Origin of the sequence: Streptomyces sp. B1I3 (genome assembly GCF_030816615.1) — a bacterium.
Classification (GTDB): Bacteria; Actinomycetota; Actinomycetes; order Streptomycetales; family Streptomycetaceae; genus Streptomyces.
On sequence record NZ_JAUSYD010000001.1, the window covers coordinates 6110388 to 6131146 of the forward strand.

Sequence of the window (20759 nt, forward strand, 5' to 3'; positions counted from 1 at the left end):
GCAATCGCTCCGTGCGTCACCCGAGGCGTCAAATGCGTGGATCGCATTCACATGCATGGACAAGCTAAGAAGTCCCGGCGGATCACGTCAAGTGTGGCTCGGGCGGCCTGATCCTCCCTCGGGTCGGGTCTTCCTGTCTTGACCTGCGCCGCGAGGCTGGCTTAGCGTGGAGGCGTTCATAAATATGGACGACGATCAGAATTGTGCACGTCTGAATCTGCTCAGGGAGCGCCCGTGACCTCAGCCCCGCTAGCCGCCCGACTCACCGACGTCGCCGGGCCGCTCTTCTTCCCCGTCACCGCCTTCGGGCCGGACGGCACCGTCGATCTCGACGCCTTCCGCACGCATGTGCGCACCGGCATCGACGCCGGTGCGGCGGCGGTCTTCGCCTGCTGCGGCACGGGCGAGTTCCACGCGCTGGCTCCGGAGGAGTTCCGCCTCGTCGTCGCCGCCGCCGTCGAGGAGACCGCCGGGCAGGTGCCCGTGGTCGCGGGCACCGGATACGGCACCGCCCTCGCGGTCCACTACGCGAAACTCGCCGAGGAGGCGGGCGCGGACGGGCTCCTCGCCATGCCGCCGTACCTCGTCGTCGCCGGGCAGGAGGGGCTGCTCGCCCACTACACCGCGCTCGCCGGGGCCACCGGTCTCGAGACGATCGTCTACCAGCGCGACAACGCCGTCTTCACCCCCGAGACCGTCCTCGCCCTCGCGCGCACCCCCGGCGTCATCGGTCTCAAGGACGGCGTCGGCGACCTCGACCTGATGCAGCGCATCGTCAGCGCCGTGCGCTCCGGGGCGCCCGGCCAGGACTTCCTGTACTTCAACGGGCTGCCCACCGCCGAGCTCACGGGCCTCGCCTACCGCGGCATCGGGGTCACGCTCTACTCCTCCGCCGTCTTCGCCTTCGCCCCCGACATCGCCCTGGCCTTCTACCGGGCGCTGGAGTCCGGCGACGACGACCTGGTCAACGCGTTGCTCGACCACTTCTACCGGCCGCTCGTCGAGCTGCGGGCCAAGGGCCGCGGCTACGCCGTCTCGCTCGTGAAGGCGGCCGTCCGGCTCGAGGGCCTGGACGTCGGCACCGTGCGCACCCCGCTCACCGAACCGCCGGCCGCGCACATCGACGAACTGACCGGGATCATCGCCAACGGCCGTGCGCTGCTGGAGAAGCACGGGGCCCGGCAGGAGGCGCAGGGGTGAAGACCTCCGCCTTCCTCTACCCCTGGGACGTAGCCGGGGACCCGGACGCGGCCACCCGCCTCGTGGACCTGGGCGTCCAGCAGGTGACCCTCGCCTCGGCCTACCACTCCACCCGCGCCCTGACCCCGCGTCACCCCGGCCACCGCGTCGTCACCGCCGAACACGCTGCGGTCCTGTACCCCCCGGCCGCCGGACGCTGGGCCGGCCGCCGGCTCCGCCCCTACGAGCAGACCTGGGTGGCGGGGGGCGACCCGTACGCCGAGGCGGCCGGGGCCCTGGCCGACGCGGGTCTCCAGGTGCACTCCTGGGTGGTCCTCGCCCACAACTCCCGCCTGGGCGCCGAGCACCCGGACACCTCCGTGGTCAACGCCTACGGCGACCGCTACCCCTGGGCGCCGTGCATCGCGCAGCCGGCCGTCCACGCGTACCTCGTGGACCTCGCGGCGGAGGCCGCCGTGCGCCCCGGGGCGCTGGGCACCGAACTGGAGTCGTGCGGCTGGTACGGCTTCGCCCATCTGCACGCCCACGACAAGACGGCGGGCGTCGGCCTCGGGGACGCGGCGCAGTACCTCATGTCGCTCTGTTTCTGCGCCGACTGCCGGGCCGGGTACGCCGGGACGGGGCTCGACGCCGACGAGCTGGCCGCCGCCGTGCGCCGCGCCCTGGAACCCGTCTGGGCGGGCTCCGGTTCGGCCGGATCCGGCTGGTCCGGCGTGGGCGAACTGCTCGGCCCCGGCCTCGCCGACGCCACGCGGCGGTGGCGGGACCAGGTGGCCCGGGGGCTCCAGGAGGCCGCCGTCTCCGCGGTGCGGAGGGCGGCGCCCGGCCCGGACTTCCAGGTCCTGCTGCACGCCGACCCGGCCTCGTACCGCACCGGCGCCAACGTCGGGGTGGATCCGGCGCACCTCCTGTCCACGGCGGACGGTGCGGTGCTGCCCTGCACCGGTGGTGACGCGGCGCGCGAGGCGGTGCTCGGGCCGTTCGCCGGGCTGACGGGGGTGCTGGCGGCCAACTTCAACGTGGTGACGGGGATGGGCGGCAGCCCCGGCACGCTGGAGCGGGACGCCGCGCACGCCCGCGCCCTCGGCGCCGGCGAACTGCGCCTGTATCACGCGGGACTGGCCTCCGGGCCGGACCTGGAGGCCGTCGCCGGCGCGCTCTCGCGCATCAACCGATGACGGGACCGGGCAGGCGGTAGCCCCGTCGACCCGGTAGCCCCCCGCAAACCCGGCCCGGCCCTGCCGTGTCGTCCCGCAGGCCCCGCCCCGCCCCGCCCCGCCGGAACCGGTCCGGCGGGGCGGGGCCGCTCGTGATCGGTCCGCGCGGACCTGGGGCGCGAGCGTCTCCGTGCCCTCGTCCGCCCTCGTCCGCCGTCGTCCGCAGGGTGCCGGAGGCACCTGGGAGCCGGATGCCGACCGCACGCGGCCGGCCGCCGACCCGCACGGCCCCCGCCGGCCGCCCGCACGGCCCCTGCCGCCTCCACGAGCCCTCCCTGCCGTCTCCGCCGCCCCTGCGGCCTCCGGCCGCGCCCGGAGGAGGCCGCCGGTCGTGGGGTCCGCAGACGCCTTCGGTCCGACGAGCGACGTGACCCGTGAACCGGTGGTCAGCCCGTCGCAGGCGTATCGGAACCGCATACGGGCTCTTCGGCCGGGCAGGGCACGGCCGTGCGGTCCCGCGCCACCTCCCGCACTGCCCCCTCCGGCCCCCGTACCGCTGTGACCAGCACACTTCGGGGCGAGCCGTACCACCCCGAGAAGCGCCGCCGAGGTGTGAGGGGCCATCAGGAGCCGGGCAGCCACCGGAAACCAACACGCCGTTCCCGAAACATCTTCTGTCAGAAGCGTTGACGAAACATTCACGACCGCTCTAGCTTCATCGCGTCGTACTTCGTACGTCATATATGAGACGCGATACGCGAGATGCGAGAGCCCTTCACCCATGACCTTTGCGCCTGCCCCGATTCCGTCCCGGACCCAGTACGTGCTGGAGGCGATCAAGCACGCCATCCTCACCGCGCAGCTGAGACCGGGGCAGGCGCTCGTCGAGACCGAACTCGCCGCACAGTTCGGCGTCTCGAAGACTCCTGTGCGCGAGGCCCTGAAGACCCTCGCGGGCACGGGGCTGGTGGTCATGAGCCAGTACAAGGGCGCCACCGTGCGGCTGGTCGACGCGACCATGGCCCGGGAGGTGTACGACGTGCGCCTGCTCCTGGAGCCCGAGGCGCTGCGCCGCTCCATCACCCGCAAGGCCTCGCTCGAAGCGGCCCAGGAGGCCCTGGAGCGGGCTGACTCGGCGATCGACAAGGCCGACAGGTCGCTGGCCAACCGGGACTTCCACCGGGCCCTCTACCTGCCCTGCGGCAACCCGCTGCTGGCCCGGACGCTCGACGAGATCCGCGACCAGGCCGCACTCGTCTCGACCGTGGCCTGGGCGACCATCCCGTCCTGGGAGCGGGAGGCGGCCGAGCACCGGGAGATCCTGCGGCTCGCGCTCGCCGACGACGCCGCGGCCGCCGCCGGGGCTCTGCACGACCACATCGCATCGTTCGTACGCCGCGCGTTCCCCGACGACGAAGACGGGGGTGACACGGCGTGAACCACCCGCTGGACCTGAACCACCAGCACCTCGACGAAAGGCCAGTCCGCATGGACCTCTCCCCGCTCAAGGCGGCCCTCGCAGACGTTGTGGCGATCCCGGTGACCCCGTTCGCCGAGGACGGCGGCATCGACACCGCCGTCCACCGCGCTCTGCTGCGACGGCTCCTCGACGGCGGCGTCCGCGTCGTCACCCCGAACGGCAACACCGGGGAGTTCTACGCACTGACCCCCGACGAGCGGCGCGCGGTCACCGAGCTGACCATCGACGAGGCGGGCGGCCGGGCCACGGTCCTGGTGGGCGTCGGACACGACGTACCCACCGCGGTGGCCGCCGCCGAGCACGCCAGGGACGCCGGTGCGGAGATGGTGATGGTGCACCAGCCCGTCCACCCGTACGTGTCCCAGGACGGCTGGATCGACTACCACCGGACCATCGCCGAGGCCGTACCGGAGCTCGGCGTCGTCCCCTACATCCGCAATCCGCTGCTCGCCGGCGAACGGCTCGCCGAACTCGCCGACAGCTGCCCCAACGTCATCGGGGTGAAGTACGCGGTCCCCGACGCCGCACGCTTCGCGGCGTTCGCCCGCGACGCCGGCCTGGAGCGGTTCGTCTGGATCGCCGGACTCGCCGAGTTGTACGCCCCCTCCTACTTCGCCACTGGCGCCACCGGCTTCACCTCCGGTCTCGTCAACGTCGCCCCCGGGGTTTCGCTGAGCATGCTCGAGGCGCTGCGGGCCGGTGACTACACCGCGGCGATGAAGGTCTGGGAGCAGATCCGCCGCTTCGAGGACCTGCGCGCCGACCGGCAGTCCGCCGACAACGTGACCGTCGTCAAGGAAGCCCTGGCCGCGCTCGGCCTCTGCCGCCGCGACGTGCGCGCGCCGAGCCGGGTCCTGCCCGAGGCGCAGCGTGCCGAGGTCGCCGGCCTGGTCGCCGGGTGGTCCATATGACCGAGGGCACGAGCCGCATCGCTCCCGAGGAGCTGCGCAGCCACCAGTGGTACGGCACGGACGGGCTCCGCTCCTTCAGCCACCGCGCCCGCACCCGCCAGCTCGGCTACCTCCCCGAGGAGCACCTGGGCAAGCCGGTCATCGCGATCCTGAACACCTGGTCCGACATCAACCCCTGCCACGTCCATCTGCGCGACCGTGCGCAGGCGGTCAAGCGCGGTGTGTGGCAGGCGGGGGGCTTCCCGCTCGAATTCCCGGTCTCCACGCTCTCGGAGACCTTCCAGAAGCCGACACCGATGCTCTACCGCAACATGCTGGCGATGGAGACGGAGGAGCTGCTGCGCTCCTACCCCGTCGACGGCGCCGTGCTCCTGGGCGGCTGCGACAAGTCGACGCCCGCGCTCCTGATGGGCGCCGCGTCCGTCGACCTGCCGGCCGTGTTCGTGCCCGCCGGGCCGATGCTGCCGGGCCACTGGCGCAACGAGGTCCTCGGCTCGGGCACGGACATGTGGAAGTACTGGGACGACAAGCGGGCCGGGCTCATCGGCGACTGCGAGATGGCCGAACTGGAGAACGGGCTCGCCCGCTCCCCGGGCCACTGCATGACGATGGGTACCGCCTCGACCCTGACGGCCGCCGCCGAGGCGCTGGGCGTCACGGTGCCCGGCGCCTCGTCCATCCCGGCCGTGGACTCCGGCCACGACCGCATGGCGGCGCAGTCCGGGCTCCGGATCGTCGAACTGGTGTGGCAGCAAATGACATTGTCGCGGATCCTCACGGCCGACGCGTACGAGGACGCCGTGGCCACCGTGCTGGCGCTCGGGGGCTCCACCAACGCCGTCATCCACCTGATCGCGATGGCGGGCCGCTCCGGCGTGAAACTCACCCTGGACGACTTCGACCGCATCGCCCGCACTGTCCCCGTCCTCGCCAACCTCCGTCCCGGCGGGAAGTACCTCATGGAGGACTTCCACTTCGCCGGCGGGCTGCCCGGATTCCTGGCGCAGCTCACCGACGTACTGCACCTGGACCGTCCCACCGTCGCGCACGGCACGATGCGCGAACAGCTCGACGGGGCCCTGGTGCACGACACCGACGTCATCCGCGAGCGGGGCAACCCCCTGGCCGAGGAGGGCGGTGTGGCGGTGCTGCGGGGCAACCTCTGCCCCGACGGCGCGGTCATCAAGCACATCGCCGCCGAGCCGCACCTGCTGCGTCACACCGGGCCCGCGGTCGTCTTCGACGACTACAGGGAGATGCAGCGCACGATCAACGATCCCGCCCTGGCCCTCACTCCGGACCATGTGCTGGTACTGCGCAACGCCGGCCCCAAGGGCGGCCCCGGGATGCCCGAGTACGGCATGCTGCCGATCCCCGACTACCTGCTGAAGCAGGGCGTACGGGACATGGTGCGGATCTCCGACGCCCGGATGAGCGGCACCAGTTACGGGGCGTGCGTCCTGCACATCGCGCCCGAGTCCTTCGTCGGCGGGCCGCTCGCACTGGTCCGCACCGGCGACCTGATCACGCTGGACGTCGAGGCGCGGCTGCTGCACCTGGACGTGCCCGACGAGGAGCTGGAGCTCCGCAGGTCCGAGTGGACCGAGCCGCCCGCCCGCTACGGGCGCGGTTACGGGGCGCTCTACCAGGACCAGATCACCCAGGCCGACACCGGATGCGACTTCGCGTTCCTGGCCCGGCAGGGAGAGGTGCCCGACCCGTACGCGGGCTGAAACCGGGCGAAGAGAATTCGGCGCACCCATCCGTCCGGTATGCCGAACGGCATGCGGTAAGCGCTTGCACCATGCACCGAACGTACGGCACATCCAGCACCACGAGCACCTCCCGCACCCCAGCACTGCTCAGCACCTCCCAGAGATCGGAGACGCGTCATGGCCCAATCCGCAGCCGTGGCCACACCGCCGCCCAAGGCGAAAGCGCCCAGGCGCCGCTCGGCGACCCCCCGCCGCCTGCCGTATCTGCTGATAGCGCCCGCGGGCCTGCTGATGCTGGGCTTCATCGCCTATCCGGTGATCAGTGTCTTCTACTACAGCCTGCAGAACTACAACGTCACCAAGCCGTGGCGGAACGGCTTCGCCGGTTTCGACAACTTCACCAGGATCTTCACCGAGGACGACCAGTTCTGGTCGACGCTCGGCTTCAGCGCCCAGTGGGTCGTCACCCAGGTCACCCTGCAGCTGGCGCTCGGCCTCGCGCTCGCCCTGATCGTCAATCAGACCTTCGTCGGCCGCGGCATCTCCCGGGCCATGGTCTTCTCTCCCTGGGCCGTCTCCGGCGTGCTCACCAGCACCATCTGGATCCTGCTCTACAACTCCTCGACCGGCTTCAGCCGGTACCTCGCCGATGCCGGCATCGGCGAGTACGGCACCTCGGTGCTCTCCGACACCGGGACCGTCTTCTGGGCGGCGACCGTCTCCGAACTCTGGCGGGGCGTCCCCTTCTTCGCCATCCTCATCCTCGCCGACCTGCAGTCCGTGTCCAAGGAGCTGTACGAGGCGGCGTCGGTCGACGGCGCGGGCCGGCTGCGGCAGTTCTTCCACATCACCCTGCCCCACCTGCGCGACGCGATCATCCTGGCCACCCTGCTGCGCGGTGTCTGGGAGTTCAACAACGTCGACCTCCTCTACACCCTCACCGGCGGCGGACCGGCCGGGGAGACCACCACCCTGCCGCTCTACGTCGCCAACACAGGCATCGAGGGCCACGACTTCGGATACGCCTCCGCGCTCACCACCGTCGCCTTCGTGATCCTCCTCTTCTGCTCGATCGTCTATCTGCGCCTGAGCAAGTTCGGAGGCGAAAAGTGACCGCCGCACTCGCGGAGAAGAACAGCGCCCGCACCCCGGGCCCGTCCGTACGGCAGGACGGCCCGCCGCCCACCTCGCACCGCCGCTCCAGGCGTGAGCGTTCCTTCGACGACATACCGCGCTGGCAGATCTACGTGCCGCTCGGCATCTACCTCGTCTTCACGCTCATCCCGTTCTACTGGATGTTCCTCTTCGCCGTCCGGCCCGCCGGCTCCACCTCGCTGGTGCCGTGGCCGATGACGGGGGAGCACTTCTCGAAGGTCTGGAACGAGCGCAGCTTCGCCGTCTTCTTCCAGAACAGCATGATCGTCGGCATCTGCACGCTGATCGCCACGACCCTGGTCGCCCTGGCCGGCGGATACGCCCTGGCCCGGTTCGACTTCAGGATCAAGGGCGCGTTCATGCTGGCGCTGCTCTGCTCGCAGTTCATCCCGGGCGCACTGATGCTCGTACCGCTGTTCGAGATCTTCAAGAACCTCCAGATGATCAACTCGCTGGGCAGCGTCGTCATCGCGGAGACCGTCTTCCAGCTCCCCCTGTCGATCATCCTGATCAGCGGCTTCATCAAGAACGTGCCGGTCTCCCTGGAGGAGGCCGCCTGGGTGGACGGCTGCTCGCGCTTCAGGGCCTTCTGCGCGGTCGTCCTGCCGCTCCTGCGCCCGGGGCTGATCGCCGTCGGATCCTTCGCCTTCGTCCACAGCTGGAACCACTTCCTGTTCGCCCTGATGTTCCTCAGCGAGCAGGACAAGCAGACGATCCCGGTCGGCCTCAACACCCTGATCGGCGCGGACAGCGTCGACCTGGGGGCGCTGGCCGCGGGCGGCGTCATCGCCGCCGTGCCCGTGGTGATCGTCTTCGCCTTCATCCAGAAGTGGCTCATCACCGGCTTCAGCGCCGGCGCCGTGAAGGGATGACCCGGATGCGGATACGCGCCACCACCACCCCCGTCCCGATCGTTCTCGCGGGCGCCCGGGGCCATGGACGCTGGCACCTCGCCAACGTCCGCCGTCTCCAGCACCAGGGTCTCGTCCGGCTCGCCGGCGTGTGCGAGCTGAACCCGCTGACGGACGAGGAGCTGGAAGCCTTCGCCGGGGAGATGCCCGCGCAGTCCCGCGACTTCGGCGCCCTCCTCGACTCCACCGGGGCCCGCGTCGCCATCGTCTGCACCCCCATCCCCACCCACACCGAGCTGGCCCTGACCGCGGCGGCCCGCGGTGTCCACCTCCTCCTGGAGAAGCCGCCCGCCGCGACCTGGGCCGACTACGCCCGCATGGCCGACGGCGTACGGGAGGCGGGCATCGCCTGCCAGATCGGCTTCCAGTCGTTCGGCTCGCACGCCGTGCCCGCCATCAGGGAGCTGGTGCGCACGGGGGCCGTCGGCACCGTACGCGGCTTCGGCGCCGCCGGAGCCTGGGTCCGCGACGACGCCTACTTCCGGCGGGCGCCCTGGGCCGGGCGGCGCCGGCTGGGCACCACCGACGTGGTCGACGGCGTCCTCACCAACCCCCTGGCACACGCCGTCGCCACCGCACTCGAACTCGCCGGCCGGGGGAGGGCCGAGGACGTGGCGTCCATCGAGACCGAGCTCTTCCGCGCCCACGACATCGAGGCCGACGACACCAGCTGCGTCCGCGTCACCACCACCGACGGGCCACCGGTCACCGTCGCCGTCACCCTCTGCGCCGAGCGGGCCGGTGAGCCGTACGTCGTCGTCCACGGCGACCGGGGCCGCATCACCTTCTGGTACAAGCAGGACCGGGTCCTCGTCCAGCGCGCCGGGCACGGTCCCGAGGAAGCCGTGCACGGGCGGACCGACCTCCTGGAGAACCTCGTCGACCACCTCGTCGACGGCACCCCGCTCCTCGTACCGCCGCACCGCACCGGCGCGTTCATGCGCGTCGTCGAAGCCGTACGGACCGCCCCCGAGCCCACCCCGCTTCCCGCGGACGCCTGGTACACCGAACCGGCCGCCGACGGCACCGGTACGCGGCGCATCGTGCGCGGCGTCGACGGGCTGGTCGCCGCGGGCGCCGACACCCTCACCCTCTTCTCCGAACTCGGCGCCCCCTGGGCGCGACCCAGCGAGGTGAGCACATCGTGACCACCGCACTTCTCAGCTGCGCCGGACGCCCCGTCGGCCGTTACAGCTACGGGTCCGAGACGCACGGCCGCCCCTACCTCCACCCCGTCACCACCCTCGCGGGCATCCCCGTCACCGAGGAGCGCCCCGCCGACCACATCCACCACCTGGGCGTCTCCGTCGCCGTCCCCGACGTGGCCGGACACAACTTCTGGGGCGGCAGGACCTTCGTCCGCGGCCAGGGCCCCACCGCGCTCGACAACCACGGGGTCCAGCGCCACCGCGGGTGGAAGCTCCGCGACCCGGACGGCTTCGTCCAGGAACTCGGCTGGGAGGCCGGCGGGACCGAGCTCCTGCGCGAGCACCGCACCGTCGCCGTCGGTGAACTCTCCGACACCGCCTGGGTCCTGGACTTCTCCTTCTCCCTCACCAACCGGGGCACCACCGCCCTGTCCATCGGCAGCCCGGCCACCAACGGCCGTCCCGGCGCCGGATACGGCGGCTTCTTCTGGCGCGCCCCCAAGGAGTCCGCCGCCCCCGCCGTGTTCAGCGGCACCCGCGAGGGAGAGGAGGCGGTGCACGGCGCCCCCGCCGACTGGCTGGCCCTCGCAGGGGAGGGCTGGACCCTCGTCTTCGCCGGGGCGACCGAGGAGACCCGGCGCGACCCGTGGTTCGTGCGGGCCGCCGAGTACCCCGGCGTCGGCTCCTCCCTCGCCGCGGACCGCCGGCTGCCCGTCGAGGCGGGTGACACCGTCGTACGCCGGATCGTCACCGTCGTCGCCGACGGCCGGCTCGACCGCGACACGGCCGCCGCCTACGTCCGCAAGGTGGTGACCGCGTGAGCGGCCCGTCGAAGCCCCGCACCGCCGACCTCGGAGACGGCACCTACCGCAACCCCGTCCTCGACGCGGACTGGTCCGACCCGGACGTCGTGCGGGTCGGCGAGGACTACTACCTCACGGTGTCCAGCTTCGGCCGCGTACCAGGGCTGCCGCTGCTGCACTCCCGCGACCTGGTCAACTGGACGCTCGTCGGCCACGCCCTCGACCGGCTGGAGCCGGCCGCCGAGTTCGCGGTGCCCCGCCACGACTGCGGGGTGTGGGCCCCCTCGTTGCGCCACCACGCCGGCCGCTTCTGGATCTTCTGGGGCGACCCCGACCACGGCATCCAGCAGATCAGCGCCGAGGACATCCGTGGCCCGTGGACCGCCCCGCATCTCCTGAAGGCGGGCAAGGGACTGATCGACGCCTGCCCGCTGTGGGACGAGGAGACCGGCGAGGCCTACCTCGTGCACGCATGGGCCAGGTCCCGGTCCGGCATCAAGAACCGGCTCACCGGCCACCGGATGAGCCCGGACGGGCGAGAACTCCTCGACGAGGGCCGCACCCTCGTCGACGGCGACACGATCCCCGGCTGGTTCACCCTGGAGGGCCCCAAGCTCTACCGGCACGACGGCTACTTCTGGATCTTCGCCCCGGCGGGGGGAGTGGAGACGGGCTGGCAGGGCGCCTTCCGCTCGCGGGAGTTCTGGGGTCCGTACGAGGAGCGGGTCGTCCTGTCCCAGGGCCGTACCGATGTCAACGGCCCGCACCAGGGCGGCTGGGTCAGGACAGGCGCAGGCGAGGACTGGTTCCTCCACTTCCAGGCCAGGGGCGCCTACGGCCGGGTGGTCCACCTCCAGCCGATGCGCTGGGAAGGGGGCTGGCCGGTCATCGGCGACGAGGGCGAACCCGTCCTCGTCCACCCCAAACCGAAGGCCGCCGAGCAGGCCGTGGAAGCGCCCGCCTCCAGCGACACCTTCCCCGGCGGGCGCCACGGCAGGCAGTGGCAGTGGACGGCCAACCCCCGGCCCGGCTGGACGGTCGAGCACGCGGGCGACGGGCTGCGGCTCAGCTGCGTACGGACCGCGTACGCGCACGACCTGCGGGCCCTGCCCAACGTCCTCGTCCAGCGGCTGCCCGCCGAGGAGTTCACCGTCGAGACGGGCCTCACCCTGCACAGCGACGAGCCGGGGGCCAAGGCCGGCCTCGCCGTCCTGGGCGACGCCTTCGCGTGGATCGGCCTGGAAGCCGGTGCGGACGGGACCACCCGGCTCGTCCACCGGTACGCCGAGACCGTCGCCGAGCACGAACGGGACGCCGCACACGCCCGCCCCGCCCCGGGCTCCCACGTGCGGCTGCGCATCGAGGTCTCCCGGGGCGCCCGCTGCCGCTTCCACGCCGACACCGGCGACGGCGCCGGCTTCCGCCCCTCGGGCCAGGTCTTCGCCGCCACGCCCTGGCGCTGGGTCGGAGCACTGCTGGGCCTCTTCGCCACCGCGCCGGACGGTACGGGACCTTCCGGCACGGCCTGCTTCACCGCGTTCCGCACCAGCCGCTGACGGCACGCCTCACAGACGCCCCCCACGGAAGTACAGAGCGACCCGCACCTGCGACACCAGCGATTTCACCGACAGTACCGAGAGAGAAGAGCCGACGATGACCATCTCGAAGACGCACCGGGGGCGTGCCGCGGCCGCGGTGTCCCTGACGGCGGTACTTGCCCTGACGGCCACCGCGTGCGGTGACGACGGCAGCAGCACGGGCACCGAGGGCAGCGGCAAGGGCGAGATCACCTTCTGGGACAACAACGGTGGTCCGCGCACCGCCATCTGGACCGAGATCATCAAGGACTTCGAGAAGAAGTACCCGGACATCAAGGTCAAGTACGTCCCGATCCCGATCGCCGACGTCCAGTCCAAGTACGACACGGCCATCGCGGGCGGCGGCCTGCCCGACGTGGGCGGGGTCGGTACCGCCTATCTCGCCAACATGGTGTCGCAGGAAGCCCTCGAACCCCTCAACAAGCGGCTGGAGGGGTCGTCGCTGAAGGGCAAGCTCGTCGAGGGCATGGTCGAGAGCGTCAGAGCCGCCGCCGGCCGGGGCGACGACATGTACTCCATGCCGACCTCCGCGAACAACGGCGCGCTCTGGTACCGCACCGACCTGTTCGCGCAGGCGAAGCTGGAAGCCCCCACCACCTGGCCCAAGTTCTACGAGGCCGCCGAGAAGCTCACGGATACCAAGAACAACAAGTTCGGCTACACCATCCGCGGCGGTGCGGGATCCATCGCCCAGGCGCTCGACGCCGTCTACGGGCAGACCGGCATCACGGAGTTCTGGGACGGCGACAAGACGACGCTCAACGACCCGAAGAACGTCGCCGCGCTGGAGAAGTACGCCGGCCTCTTCAAGAGGACGACGCCCGCCGCCGACGTGAACAACGACTTCACCAAGATGGTCGCCCAGTGGGACACCGGCACCATCGGGATGCTCAGCCACAACCTCGGCTCCTACCAGGACCACGTGAAGGCCCTCGGCGAGGACAAGTTCGCCGGCATCCCGGCACCCATCGGGGAAGGCGGCACGCGGGTGCAGGTCTCCAACCCGGTGGACGGGCTCGGACTGTTCCGCAGCAGCAAGAACAAGAACGCGGCCTGGAAGTTCATCGAGTTCGCGGCCTCGCACGAGTCCAACAGCAAGTGGAACGAGTCCGCGGGCGCCATCCCGGCCAACACCGAGGCGGCCAAGGACCCGTGGATCGCGAAGTCCGAGCCGACCGCGCTCGCCGCCAAGGCCCTCACGGACGGCTCCACCAAGATCGTCGACCTGCCGTACTACCTGCCCGACTGGAACAACATCAGCAAGGCCGACAACGAGCCGGAGTTCCAGAAGGTGCTCCTCGGCAAGACCACGGCCAAGGCGTTCCTGGACAAGATGGCCGACGAGCTGAACACCGCCCAGAAGGAATGGACGGAACTGGGCAACGGCTGACCCGACCGTCCCCTCACGGCCGGCACCCCGGTGACCGGGGGACCGGCGGCGGTCCGGGTCGCGCCCCGCCGCCGGTCCCTCTCCCGGCCCATCCCGCGTGTACGTCCTACGAGAGAGGCAGACCCCTGTGTCACTCACCCGCAGACGGACGGCAGCCGCGATCCTCGCGCTGCCCCTCGCCCTCGCGGCCACCCCCGCGGCCGCGCACCCGGGCGGAGGCAGGCCCCGGCCCCGGACGCTCCACATCGCGGGCGACTCGACGGCGGCCCAGAAGTACGCCGACGCCGCGCCCGAGACCGGCTGGGGCATGGCCCTGCCCTTCTTCCTCGCCCGCGGTCTCACCGTCGCCAACCACGCGGTCAACGGGCGGAGCTCGAAGAGCTTCGTCGACGAGGGCCGCCTCACCGCGCTCCTGGACGGCGTCCGCCCCGGCGACCTCGTCCTCGTACAGTTCGGCCACAACGACGAGAAGACCGAGGACCCGGCCCGCGGCACCGACCCGTACACCACGTACCAGGAGTACCTGCGCCGGTACGTGAAGGGCGCCCGCGCCCGGCGGGCGGAGCCCGTGCTGCTCACCCCGGTCGAGCGCCGCCGGTTCGCCGCGGACGGGACCGCGAGGCCCACCCACGGCGAGTACCCCGCCGCGATGAGGGCCTTGGCCGCCGAGGAGGGGGTGGCCCTGCTCGACCTCCAGGCGCTCTCCCTCGCCCGCTGGCAGGAACTCGGCCCGGACACCACCGAGACGTACTTCAACTGGCTGGAGCCGGGGGAGTCGCCCAACTACCCCGACGGCAAGCAGGACAACACCCACTTCCGGCCGGCGGGCGCCATCGACGTGGCCCGGATGACGGCCCGCGCGCTGCTGGACGCGGACGTGCTCGCCCGGCGCGACCTGCGCCGCCTCGACGAGCCGGTCCGCGAGGCCTGGATCACCTGGCCGCAGGCCTGACCCGCTGCCCTTCCTCGGCAACGCGCCGCTCCCGCGCCGCACGATCTCCCGCAGCGCACGTCCGCACGCACCACACCTTCTCCGAACGACAGTTAAGGATTCGCCATGCCCGCACGCATGACTCATGCCCGCGCCATCGCCGTGGTGCTGGGCTGCGCCTCACTGGCCCTCGCCGTGAGCGTCCCCGCCCAGGCGGCCCCGCACCACCGGGGCAAGGGCGTCGAGCGCGCCGTCCTTCCCGCGGGCGACGGCTGGGCCGCCGCCGACGGCTCCACCACGGGCGGCTCGCAGGCCACCCCCGACCACGTCTACACCGTGACCGACAGGGCCGAGCTCATCGCCGCCTTCAAGGACGCCGGCGACGCCCCGAAGATCGTCCGGATCGCCGGGACGGTCCACGGCAACGCCGACGTCAACGGCACCCCGATCGGTTGCGAGGAGTACCAGCAGGACGGCTACACCCTGGAGAAGTACCTCGCCGCCTACGACCCGGCCGTCTGGGGCACCGACGCGGTCCCCTCGGGCCCGCTGGAGGACGCCCGCGCCGCCTCCGCGAAGCTCCAGGCGGCCGCCGTCAACGTGAACGTCCCCTCCAACACCACGCTCGTCGGTGTCGGGAAGGACGCCACGGTCATCGGCGCCAGCCTCCAGGTGAAGAACGTCTCCAACGTCATCGTCCGCAACATCACCTTCGAGGACACCTACGACTGCTTCCCCCAGTGGGACCCGACCGACGGGGACCACGGCGCCTGGAACTCCGAGTACGACAACCTCGTCGTCCACGGCTCCAGCCACGTCTGGGTCGACCACAACACGTTCGGCGACGGCGACCGCCCCGACGCCGGCCAGCCCCACTACTTCGGCCAGGTGTACCAGCAGCACGACGGCCTCTTCGACATCGTGCGCGGCGCGGACCTCGTCACCGTCTCGTGGAACGTCCTCAAGGACCACGACAAGACGATGCTCATCGGCAACAGCGACGGCGCCGGCGCGAGCGACCGGGGCAAGCTCCGCGTCACGCTGCACCACAACCTCTTCAAGGACGTGAAGGAGCGAGCGCCCCGCGTCCGTTTCGGCCAGGTCGACTCGTACAACAACCACTTCGTCGCCACCCGGGGCGCCGCCTACGGCTACACGTACGGCATCGGAGCCGAATCCGCGCTCGTCGCGGAGCACAACGCCTTCACCGTGCCCGCCGGCTTCGACAAGGCGACCATCCTCAAGAAGTGGTCCGAGTCCTCCCTCACGGCGCAGGACAACTACGTCAACGGCCGCAGGACCGACCTGATCGCCGTGCACAACGCGGGTGTTCCCGCCGAGCAGCTCACCGAGGGCGCCGGCTGGAATCCGGAGCTGCGCACCAAGGTCGACCACCCGCTCGTCGTCCCCCTGCTCGTGGACCTGGCAGCTGGAGCCGGCAAGCCGCTGAGCCGCTGAGCCCACCCGAACCGGCCGGAGCGGCACCGCACGCTCTCCATCACCCCGGAGAGCGCCGCTCCGGCCCTCATCCGCCAAGGAGTACCGCCATGCTCAGCCGACGCAGTGCCCTGTCCCTGCTCGCCGGCACAGGCGCCGCCCTCACCTTCGGCGCGGCGCCCGCCGCACACGCCCGCCCCGCCACGCACCGGCCGTTCGGCCGGTACGGCTCGCCCTCCCGCCGCCTCGACTCCCGCACCCTGTACGTCGACCCGCAGGGCCGGGGCGACCACACCGGCGTGCAGCGGGCCGTCGACGCCGCCTCCGGCACGGGACACACCCTCGTGCTCGCCCCCGGCGTGTACCGCGGGACCGTCACCGTCCCCGCCGCCCTGACCGGCCTGACCCTCGTCGGCGCGAGCGGGGACCCCCGCGACACCGTCATGGTCCACGACAACGCGGCCGGCACCCCCAAGCCCGACGGCTCGGGCACCTACGGGACCTCCGGGTCCGCGACCACGACCGTCCAGGCCGCCGGCTTCACCGCCCGCGACGTGACCTTCGCCAACGACTGGCTTCGCGCCGGCCACCCCGGGTACACCGGCACCCAGGCCGTCGCGATCAAGGTCCAGGGCGATCGTTCGGCGTTCTACCGCTGCCGATTCCTCGGCCACCAGGACACCCTGTACGCAGACTCCCTGTCCCTCACCGCGTTCGCCCGCCAGTACTACCGCGACTGCTACATGGAGGGTGACGTCGACTTCGTCTTCGGCCGTGCCACCGCCGTCTACGACCGCTGCCACTTCCGCACCCTGACCCGCACCGACCTGGCGTCCGCCCCGTACGGCTTCGTCTTCGCGCCCAGCACCGCCGGGGCCAACCCGCACGGCTACCTGGTCGTGCGCTCCCGTGTCACCAGCACCGCCCCCGACGCGTACTACAAACTGGCCCGCCCCTGGGTGCCCTCCTCCGACCTCACCGCACACCCGATGCTCACCGTCCGCGACAGCCATCTCGGTGCGGGCATCGACGCGGACACGCCCTACGGCACCATGTCCGCGGGCTTCCCCTGGCAGGAACAGCGCTTCGCCGAGTACCACAACACCGGCCCCGGCGCCCGCATCACCGTCCCCGGCAACCGTCCCCGGCTGAGCCGGTCGCAGGCCCGCTCCCACACCCCGGCCGAGTGGCTCGGCGACTGGCGCCCGTACGCGTGAGATCCGGCCTCACGGAAGGCGTGCTCCCCGCCTTCTACGAGCAGCTCCGGGACGGCCTCACCTTCCCGCTCGCCTGGGAGAACGCCACCGGCGGCGACTTCACGGCCTGGCGCGCCGAAGCGCGCGCCAGAGCCGGGGAGTCCTTCCTGCAGCCGCTCGCTCCCGGGCCCGAACCGTTCGACCCCGTGACCGTCGACGAGCACCGGACGGACGCGTACACCGCGCGCACCGTGGAGTTCGCCGTCAGCCGTTACGGGCGGGCGCGCGGCTCCCTGCTGCTGCCGCACGGCAGCGGGCCCTTCCCGGCGGTACTGCTCCTGCACGACCACGGCGGCGAGTTCTCCATCGGCAGGGAGAAGGTCGTACGCCCCCGGGCGGACCCGGCCCGCCTCGCCCGGGCCACGGCGTGGGCCGCCCGGTACTACGGGGGCCGGTTCCCGGGCGACGAACTGGCGGCCCGCGGTTACGCGGTGCTCGCCGTGGACACCCTCGGCTGGGGCGACAGGGGACCGCTGGCCTACGGGGACCAGCAGGCCCTGGCAGCCAACTTCCTCCAGCTGGGTACCTCGCTGGCCGGACTCGCCGCCCACGAGGACATCCGGGCCGCGGCCTTCCTCGCCACACTGCCCCAGGTGGACGAGGGGCGCGTCGGGGCGCTGGGCTTCTCCATGGGCGCCTACCGCGCCTGGCAGCTCTCCGCCCTGTCCGACGGCGTCCGGGCCGCGGCGGCCGTCTGCTGGATGACGACCGTGGCCGGCGTGATGGTCCCGGGCAACAACGTCCTGCGCGGCCAGTCCGCGTACTTCACGCTCCACCCCGGGCTCCACCGTCACCTCGACATCCCGGACGTCGCCTCGCTCGCCGCCCCGAAGCCCGCCCTCTTCCTCGCGGGCGAACAAGATCACCTCTTCCCGCGGGCCGGGGTGACGGCGGCGTACGCGAAGATGCGGGCGGTCTGGGAGTCGCAGGGAGCGGGCAGCCGGCTCACGACGACGACGTGGCCGGGCCGTGGCCACGCGTTCACGGCCGACATGCAGGACGAGGTGTACGCGTGGCTGGACCTCTGGGTGGGCGGCTGAGCAGCGGTCATCCGCATGCGGCACATTGCGTCGGTCGAATGACTGTACGCGCCTGGCGCGCCGGTGTACGGTCTCGGGCCGAGGGGTCTGGGAGCGCTCCCATGGCGCTGTGTCCGCTTCGCACGAGGAGGAACGCATGAAGAGCTTTCCCGCCGCACGTGCGACCTGCGCGACCGTCCCGGGCCTCAGGGCACCCACCGGCCCCCGGGCGGTGCCCGCCACCGGCTGCGAGGCCGGCCGCACGGCCACCGGTGGGTGGCGGGGTGGTTTCCGGTCCGAGGTGAAGACCACCGGCCCGGGCGCTCCCGTCACCGGGTGGTCACTCCCGTCGGCCGCGCCGGGGCGGAAGGTCGTCCACGGCTGGTACGCCGACACCCCCACCGGCTGACCTCGACGGGGCTCCGGGGCACCGGAGTCCCGTCCCGTTGCATGGGAGCGCTCCCGCCACTCTCTCGCACCCCCCTACCTCGGAGGCACACGTGCGCATCCTTCTCCCGCGATTACTGAGCCGGCCCGTGACGGCGGTCCTCACGTCCCTCGTACTGCTCGCGTCCGGCTTCACCGTGATGTCCGCGAGCGGCGCGATGTCCGCGAGCGCGGCGGACTCCGGCTGCCGGGTCGACTACAGCGTGAACCAGTGGACCGGCGGCTACACCGCCCAGATCAAGGTCACCAATCTCGGCCAGGCGCTCACCGGCTGGCGGCTGACCTGGACCTACACCGGCGATCAGAAGGTGACCTCGGCGTGGAACGCTTCCGTCACCCAGACCGGTGCGTCCGTCGTCGCCGTCGACACGGGCTGGAACGGCGCGCTGGCCACGGGCGGCACCGCCGAATTCGGCCTGCAGGGAACCGTGCGGTCGGCCGGCTCCGCACCGGGCGACTTCGCCCTCAACGGCGTGCCCTGCGGCGGTGACGGCACCCAGCCACCGACCACACCCCCCACGACTCCGCCCCCCACGACTCCGCCGCCTACGACTCCGCCGCCCACGCCCCCGCCGACCGGCGCGGACTGCGGCAGCGCGGTCATCTGCTCGGGCTTCGAGGACCAGACCGGTCCCACCCCGTCCGGCGCCTGGAAGTTCACCGCACCCGACTGCCAGGGCACCGGCACGGCCGCCGTCGACAGGGCGGTCGCGCACAGCGGCGGCACATCGCTACGGGTCGACGGCCGGGCCGGCTACTGCAACCACGCCTTCGTCGCCGCCACTGCGGACCTGTCCTCGGTCGGTCCGGTGGTGTACGGACGCATGTGGGTGAGGCACACCACCGCGCTGCCCTCGGCCCACGTCACTTTCGTCTCCCTGCCCGACACCTCCCAGGGCGGGCGGAGCCTGCGCGTCGGGGGCCAGAACGGCGCCCTGCAGTGGAACCGGGAGAGTGACGACGCCACGCTGCCGGCGCAGAGCCCGGCCGGCGTGGCGCTGAGCCGGCCGCTGCCGACCAACAGCTGGCAGTGCCTGCGTTTCGCGATCGACACGACGGCCACGGGTCTCGACACCTGGCTCGGCGACGAGCGGATCGCGGGCCTGCACGCCGACGGTGTCCCCACACAGGACATCGACCAGCAATGGCTGGCCCGCACCACCCCGCCCCGGCCCACCACCCTGCGACTGGGCTGGGAGAGCTACGGGACGGGTGACGACACCCTGTGGTTCGACGACGTGGCCGTCGGCTCGGCCCCCATCGGCTGCTGAGAGCTCGCCGCCCCGGTGTCCCGGCCCGAACACGGCCGGGACACCGGGGCGGCAGGTCCCGCGGCTCAGTCGTAGCTCAGGTCCGACGCCGTGTAGCGGCAGTAGGTGCCGTCCGGTCCGCTGCCCGTCTCCTTCGGCTCGGCCCCGGTGTTGTTGCCGGTGTAGCGGACACACGGCTTGATCTTCTTGCTGCTGTCGCCGTGGATCCGCACGGAGCGCAGCGCGGCGGTGTCCCCGTAGTTCGTGTTGATGCCGACCAGGGACTTGCCCGGTGCCGTCACGTCGACGTCGTTGACGATGATGTTGCGCTGGTACTGCTTGGAGCAGTTGCCGCACGAGCGGACCAGCTTGCCGAAGTCGGCGACCTGGAACTTGGTGATGACCAGCTTGCCCGCGCCGTTGAACTGGAAGACCTTGTCGGAGGCCTTGCGGGCCCCGCCGCCGTACACCGTGTACACGGAGGACGAGGAGGTGCCCTTGAAGGACGCGGCGTCCTCGCCGACGTCCTCCCACCAGACGTTCTGGAGCGTGCAGCTGCCGGAGCAGTGGATGCCGTCCGCGGCGGGCGAGCCCAGGATGACGTTCTTCAGCGTCGCCCCGTCCTTCAGCTCGAAGATCGGGTCCTGCCCCTCGTCCTGGCCGCCGTCGCCGAGGTCGCCGCTGCCGTAGAAGCGCTTGAGACCGCCGTCGTACGTCCCGGAGACCTCGATGGTCGACGAGACCGCCTGGGTGCCCTTGGCGCTGGGCCAGGCGGGGACCGCGGCCGCTGCCGCGCCGGCGGGCTGCAGCATGACGTTGGTGGCCAGTGCGGCGCCGGTGAGTCCCAGGGCCGCGGTCAGCGCGGCGGCCATGCGGCGCTTGCCGGGCCGGCGCCGGTGAGTACGCGCTCGTGCGCTCATGTGGGGTGTTCCGTTCCTCGGTGGTGGGGGA

At 71.9% G+C, this 20759-nt stretch carries 18 protein-coding genes; 17 read left to right on the plus strand and 1 reads right to left on the minus strand.

Annotated elements, in window-relative coordinates:
- Window positions 1–234 precede the first annotated feature (234 nt).
- From QFZ58_RS27730 to QFZ58_RS27810, 17 genes are all read left to right on the plus strand, one after another.
- Window positions 235–1200, plus strand: a complete 966-nt coding sequence (locus QFZ58_RS27730) for a 5-dehydro-4-deoxyglucarate dehydratase (RefSeq protein ID WP_307127627.1) — start codon at window positions 235–237, stop codon at window positions 1198–1200.
- Window positions 1197–2378, plus strand: a complete 1182-nt coding sequence (locus QFZ58_RS27735; protein ID WP_307127628.1) for a hypothetical protein — start codon at window positions 1197–1199, stop codon at window positions 2376–2378. Before QFZ58_RS27730 ends, QFZ58_RS27735 begins: the two co-directional genes overlap by 4 nt.
- 760 nt (window positions 2379–3138) lie before the next feature.
- Window positions 3139–3795, plus strand: coding sequence for a GntR family transcriptional regulator (locus tag QFZ58_RS27740; protein ID WP_307127629.1), 657 nt, complete (start codon window positions 3139–3141; stop codon window positions 3793–3795).
- A gap of 50 nt (window positions 3796–3845) precedes the next feature.
- Window positions 3846–4748: a dihydrodipicolinate synthase family protein gene (locus QFZ58_RS27745; protein ID WP_307129014.1), complete on the plus strand. Its 903-nt coding sequence runs from the start codon at window positions 3846–3848 to the stop codon at window positions 4746–4748.
- A complete protein-coding gene (gene araD / locus QFZ58_RS27750) occupies window positions 4745–6481 on the plus strand; it encodes an L-arabinonate dehydratase (RefSeq protein ID WP_307127630.1) in 1737 nt (578 codons plus the stop codon). The genes QFZ58_RS27745 and araD overlap by 4 nt, the downstream gene beginning before the upstream one ends.
- 159 nt (window positions 6482–6640) lie before the next feature.
- Window positions 6641–7576 (plus strand): carbohydrate ABC transporter permease, encoded by a 936-nt coding sequence (locus QFZ58_RS27755; RefSeq protein ID WP_307127631.1) that lies wholly within the window; start codon window positions 6641–6643, stop codon window positions 7574–7576.
- Window positions 7573–8490 carry a carbohydrate ABC transporter permease gene (locus QFZ58_RS27760; RefSeq protein ID WP_307127632.1) on the plus strand — a complete coding sequence of 306 codons (918 nt, stop codon included), beginning with the start codon at window positions 7573–7575 and terminating at the stop codon, window positions 8488–8490. Before QFZ58_RS27755 ends, QFZ58_RS27760 begins: the two co-directional genes overlap by 4 nt.
- A 5-nt stretch (window positions 8491–8495) precedes the next feature.
- Window positions 8496–9677 carry a Gfo/Idh/MocA family protein gene (locus QFZ58_RS27765; protein ID WP_307127633.1) on the plus strand — a complete coding sequence of 394 codons (1182 nt, stop codon included), beginning with the start codon at window positions 8496–8498 and terminating at the stop codon, window positions 9675–9677.
- Window positions 9671–10498 (plus strand): PmoA family protein, encoded by an 828-nt coding sequence (locus QFZ58_RS27770; protein WP_307129015.1) that lies wholly within the window; start codon window positions 9671–9673, stop codon window positions 10496–10498. Before QFZ58_RS27765 ends, QFZ58_RS27770 begins: the two co-directional genes overlap by 7 nt.
- Window positions 10495–12036: a glycoside hydrolase 43 family protein gene (locus QFZ58_RS27775; RefSeq protein ID WP_307127634.1), complete on the plus strand. Its 1542-nt coding sequence runs from the start codon at window positions 10495–10497 to the stop codon at window positions 12034–12036. Before QFZ58_RS27770 ends, QFZ58_RS27775 begins: the two co-directional genes overlap by 4 nt.
- Window positions 12037–12133: 97 nt before the next feature.
- Window positions 12134–13468, plus strand: a complete 1335-nt coding sequence (locus tag QFZ58_RS27780; protein WP_307127635.1) for a sugar ABC transporter substrate-binding protein — start codon at window positions 12134–12136, stop codon at window positions 13466–13468.
- A gap of 127 nt (window positions 13469–13595) precedes the next feature.
- Window positions 13596–14420, plus strand: a complete 825-nt coding sequence (locus tag QFZ58_RS27785; RefSeq protein WP_307127636.1) for a rhamnogalacturonan acetylesterase — start codon at window positions 13596–13598, stop codon at window positions 14418–14420.
- A 105-nt stretch (window positions 14421–14525) separates the two neighbouring features.
- Window positions 14526–15857 (plus strand): polysaccharide lyase family 1 protein, encoded by a 1332-nt coding sequence (locus tag QFZ58_RS27790; RefSeq protein WP_307127637.1) that lies wholly within the window; start codon window positions 14526–14528, stop codon window positions 15855–15857.
- An 89-nt stretch (window positions 15858–15946) separates the two neighbouring features.
- Complete coding sequence (locus QFZ58_RS27795) at window positions 15947–17053, plus strand: pectinesterase family protein (protein ID WP_307127638.1); 1107 nt, start codon at window positions 15947–15949, stop codon at window positions 17051–17053.
- Window positions 17050–18132 carry a dienelactone hydrolase family protein gene (locus QFZ58_RS27800; protein WP_307127639.1) on the plus strand — a complete coding sequence of 361 codons (1083 nt, stop codon included), beginning with the start codon at window positions 17050–17052 and terminating at the stop codon, window positions 18130–18132. The genes QFZ58_RS27795 and QFZ58_RS27800 overlap by 4 nt, the downstream gene beginning before the upstream one ends.
- Before the next feature lie 136 nt (window positions 18133–18268).
- Window positions 18269–18520 carry a hypothetical protein gene (locus QFZ58_RS27805; protein WP_307127640.1) on the plus strand — a complete coding sequence of 84 codons (252 nt, stop codon included), beginning with the start codon at window positions 18269–18271 and terminating at the stop codon, window positions 18518–18520.
- Between the two features lie 178 nt (window positions 18521–18698).
- Window positions 18699–19829 carry a cellulose binding domain-containing protein gene (locus tag QFZ58_RS27810; RefSeq protein ID WP_373428676.1) on the plus strand — a complete coding sequence of 377 codons (1131 nt, stop codon included), beginning with the start codon at window positions 18699–18701 and terminating at the stop codon, window positions 19827–19829.
- Between the two features lie 65 nt (window positions 19830–19894).
- On the opposite strand, the gene QFZ58_RS27815 is transcribed toward QFZ58_RS27810, so the two are convergent.
- Window positions 19895–20728 (minus strand): pectate lyase, encoded by an 834-nt coding sequence (locus QFZ58_RS27815; protein ID WP_307127642.1) that lies wholly within the window; start codon window positions 20726–20728, stop codon window positions 19895–19897.
- Between the last annotated feature and the right edge of the window lie 31 nt (window positions 20729–20759).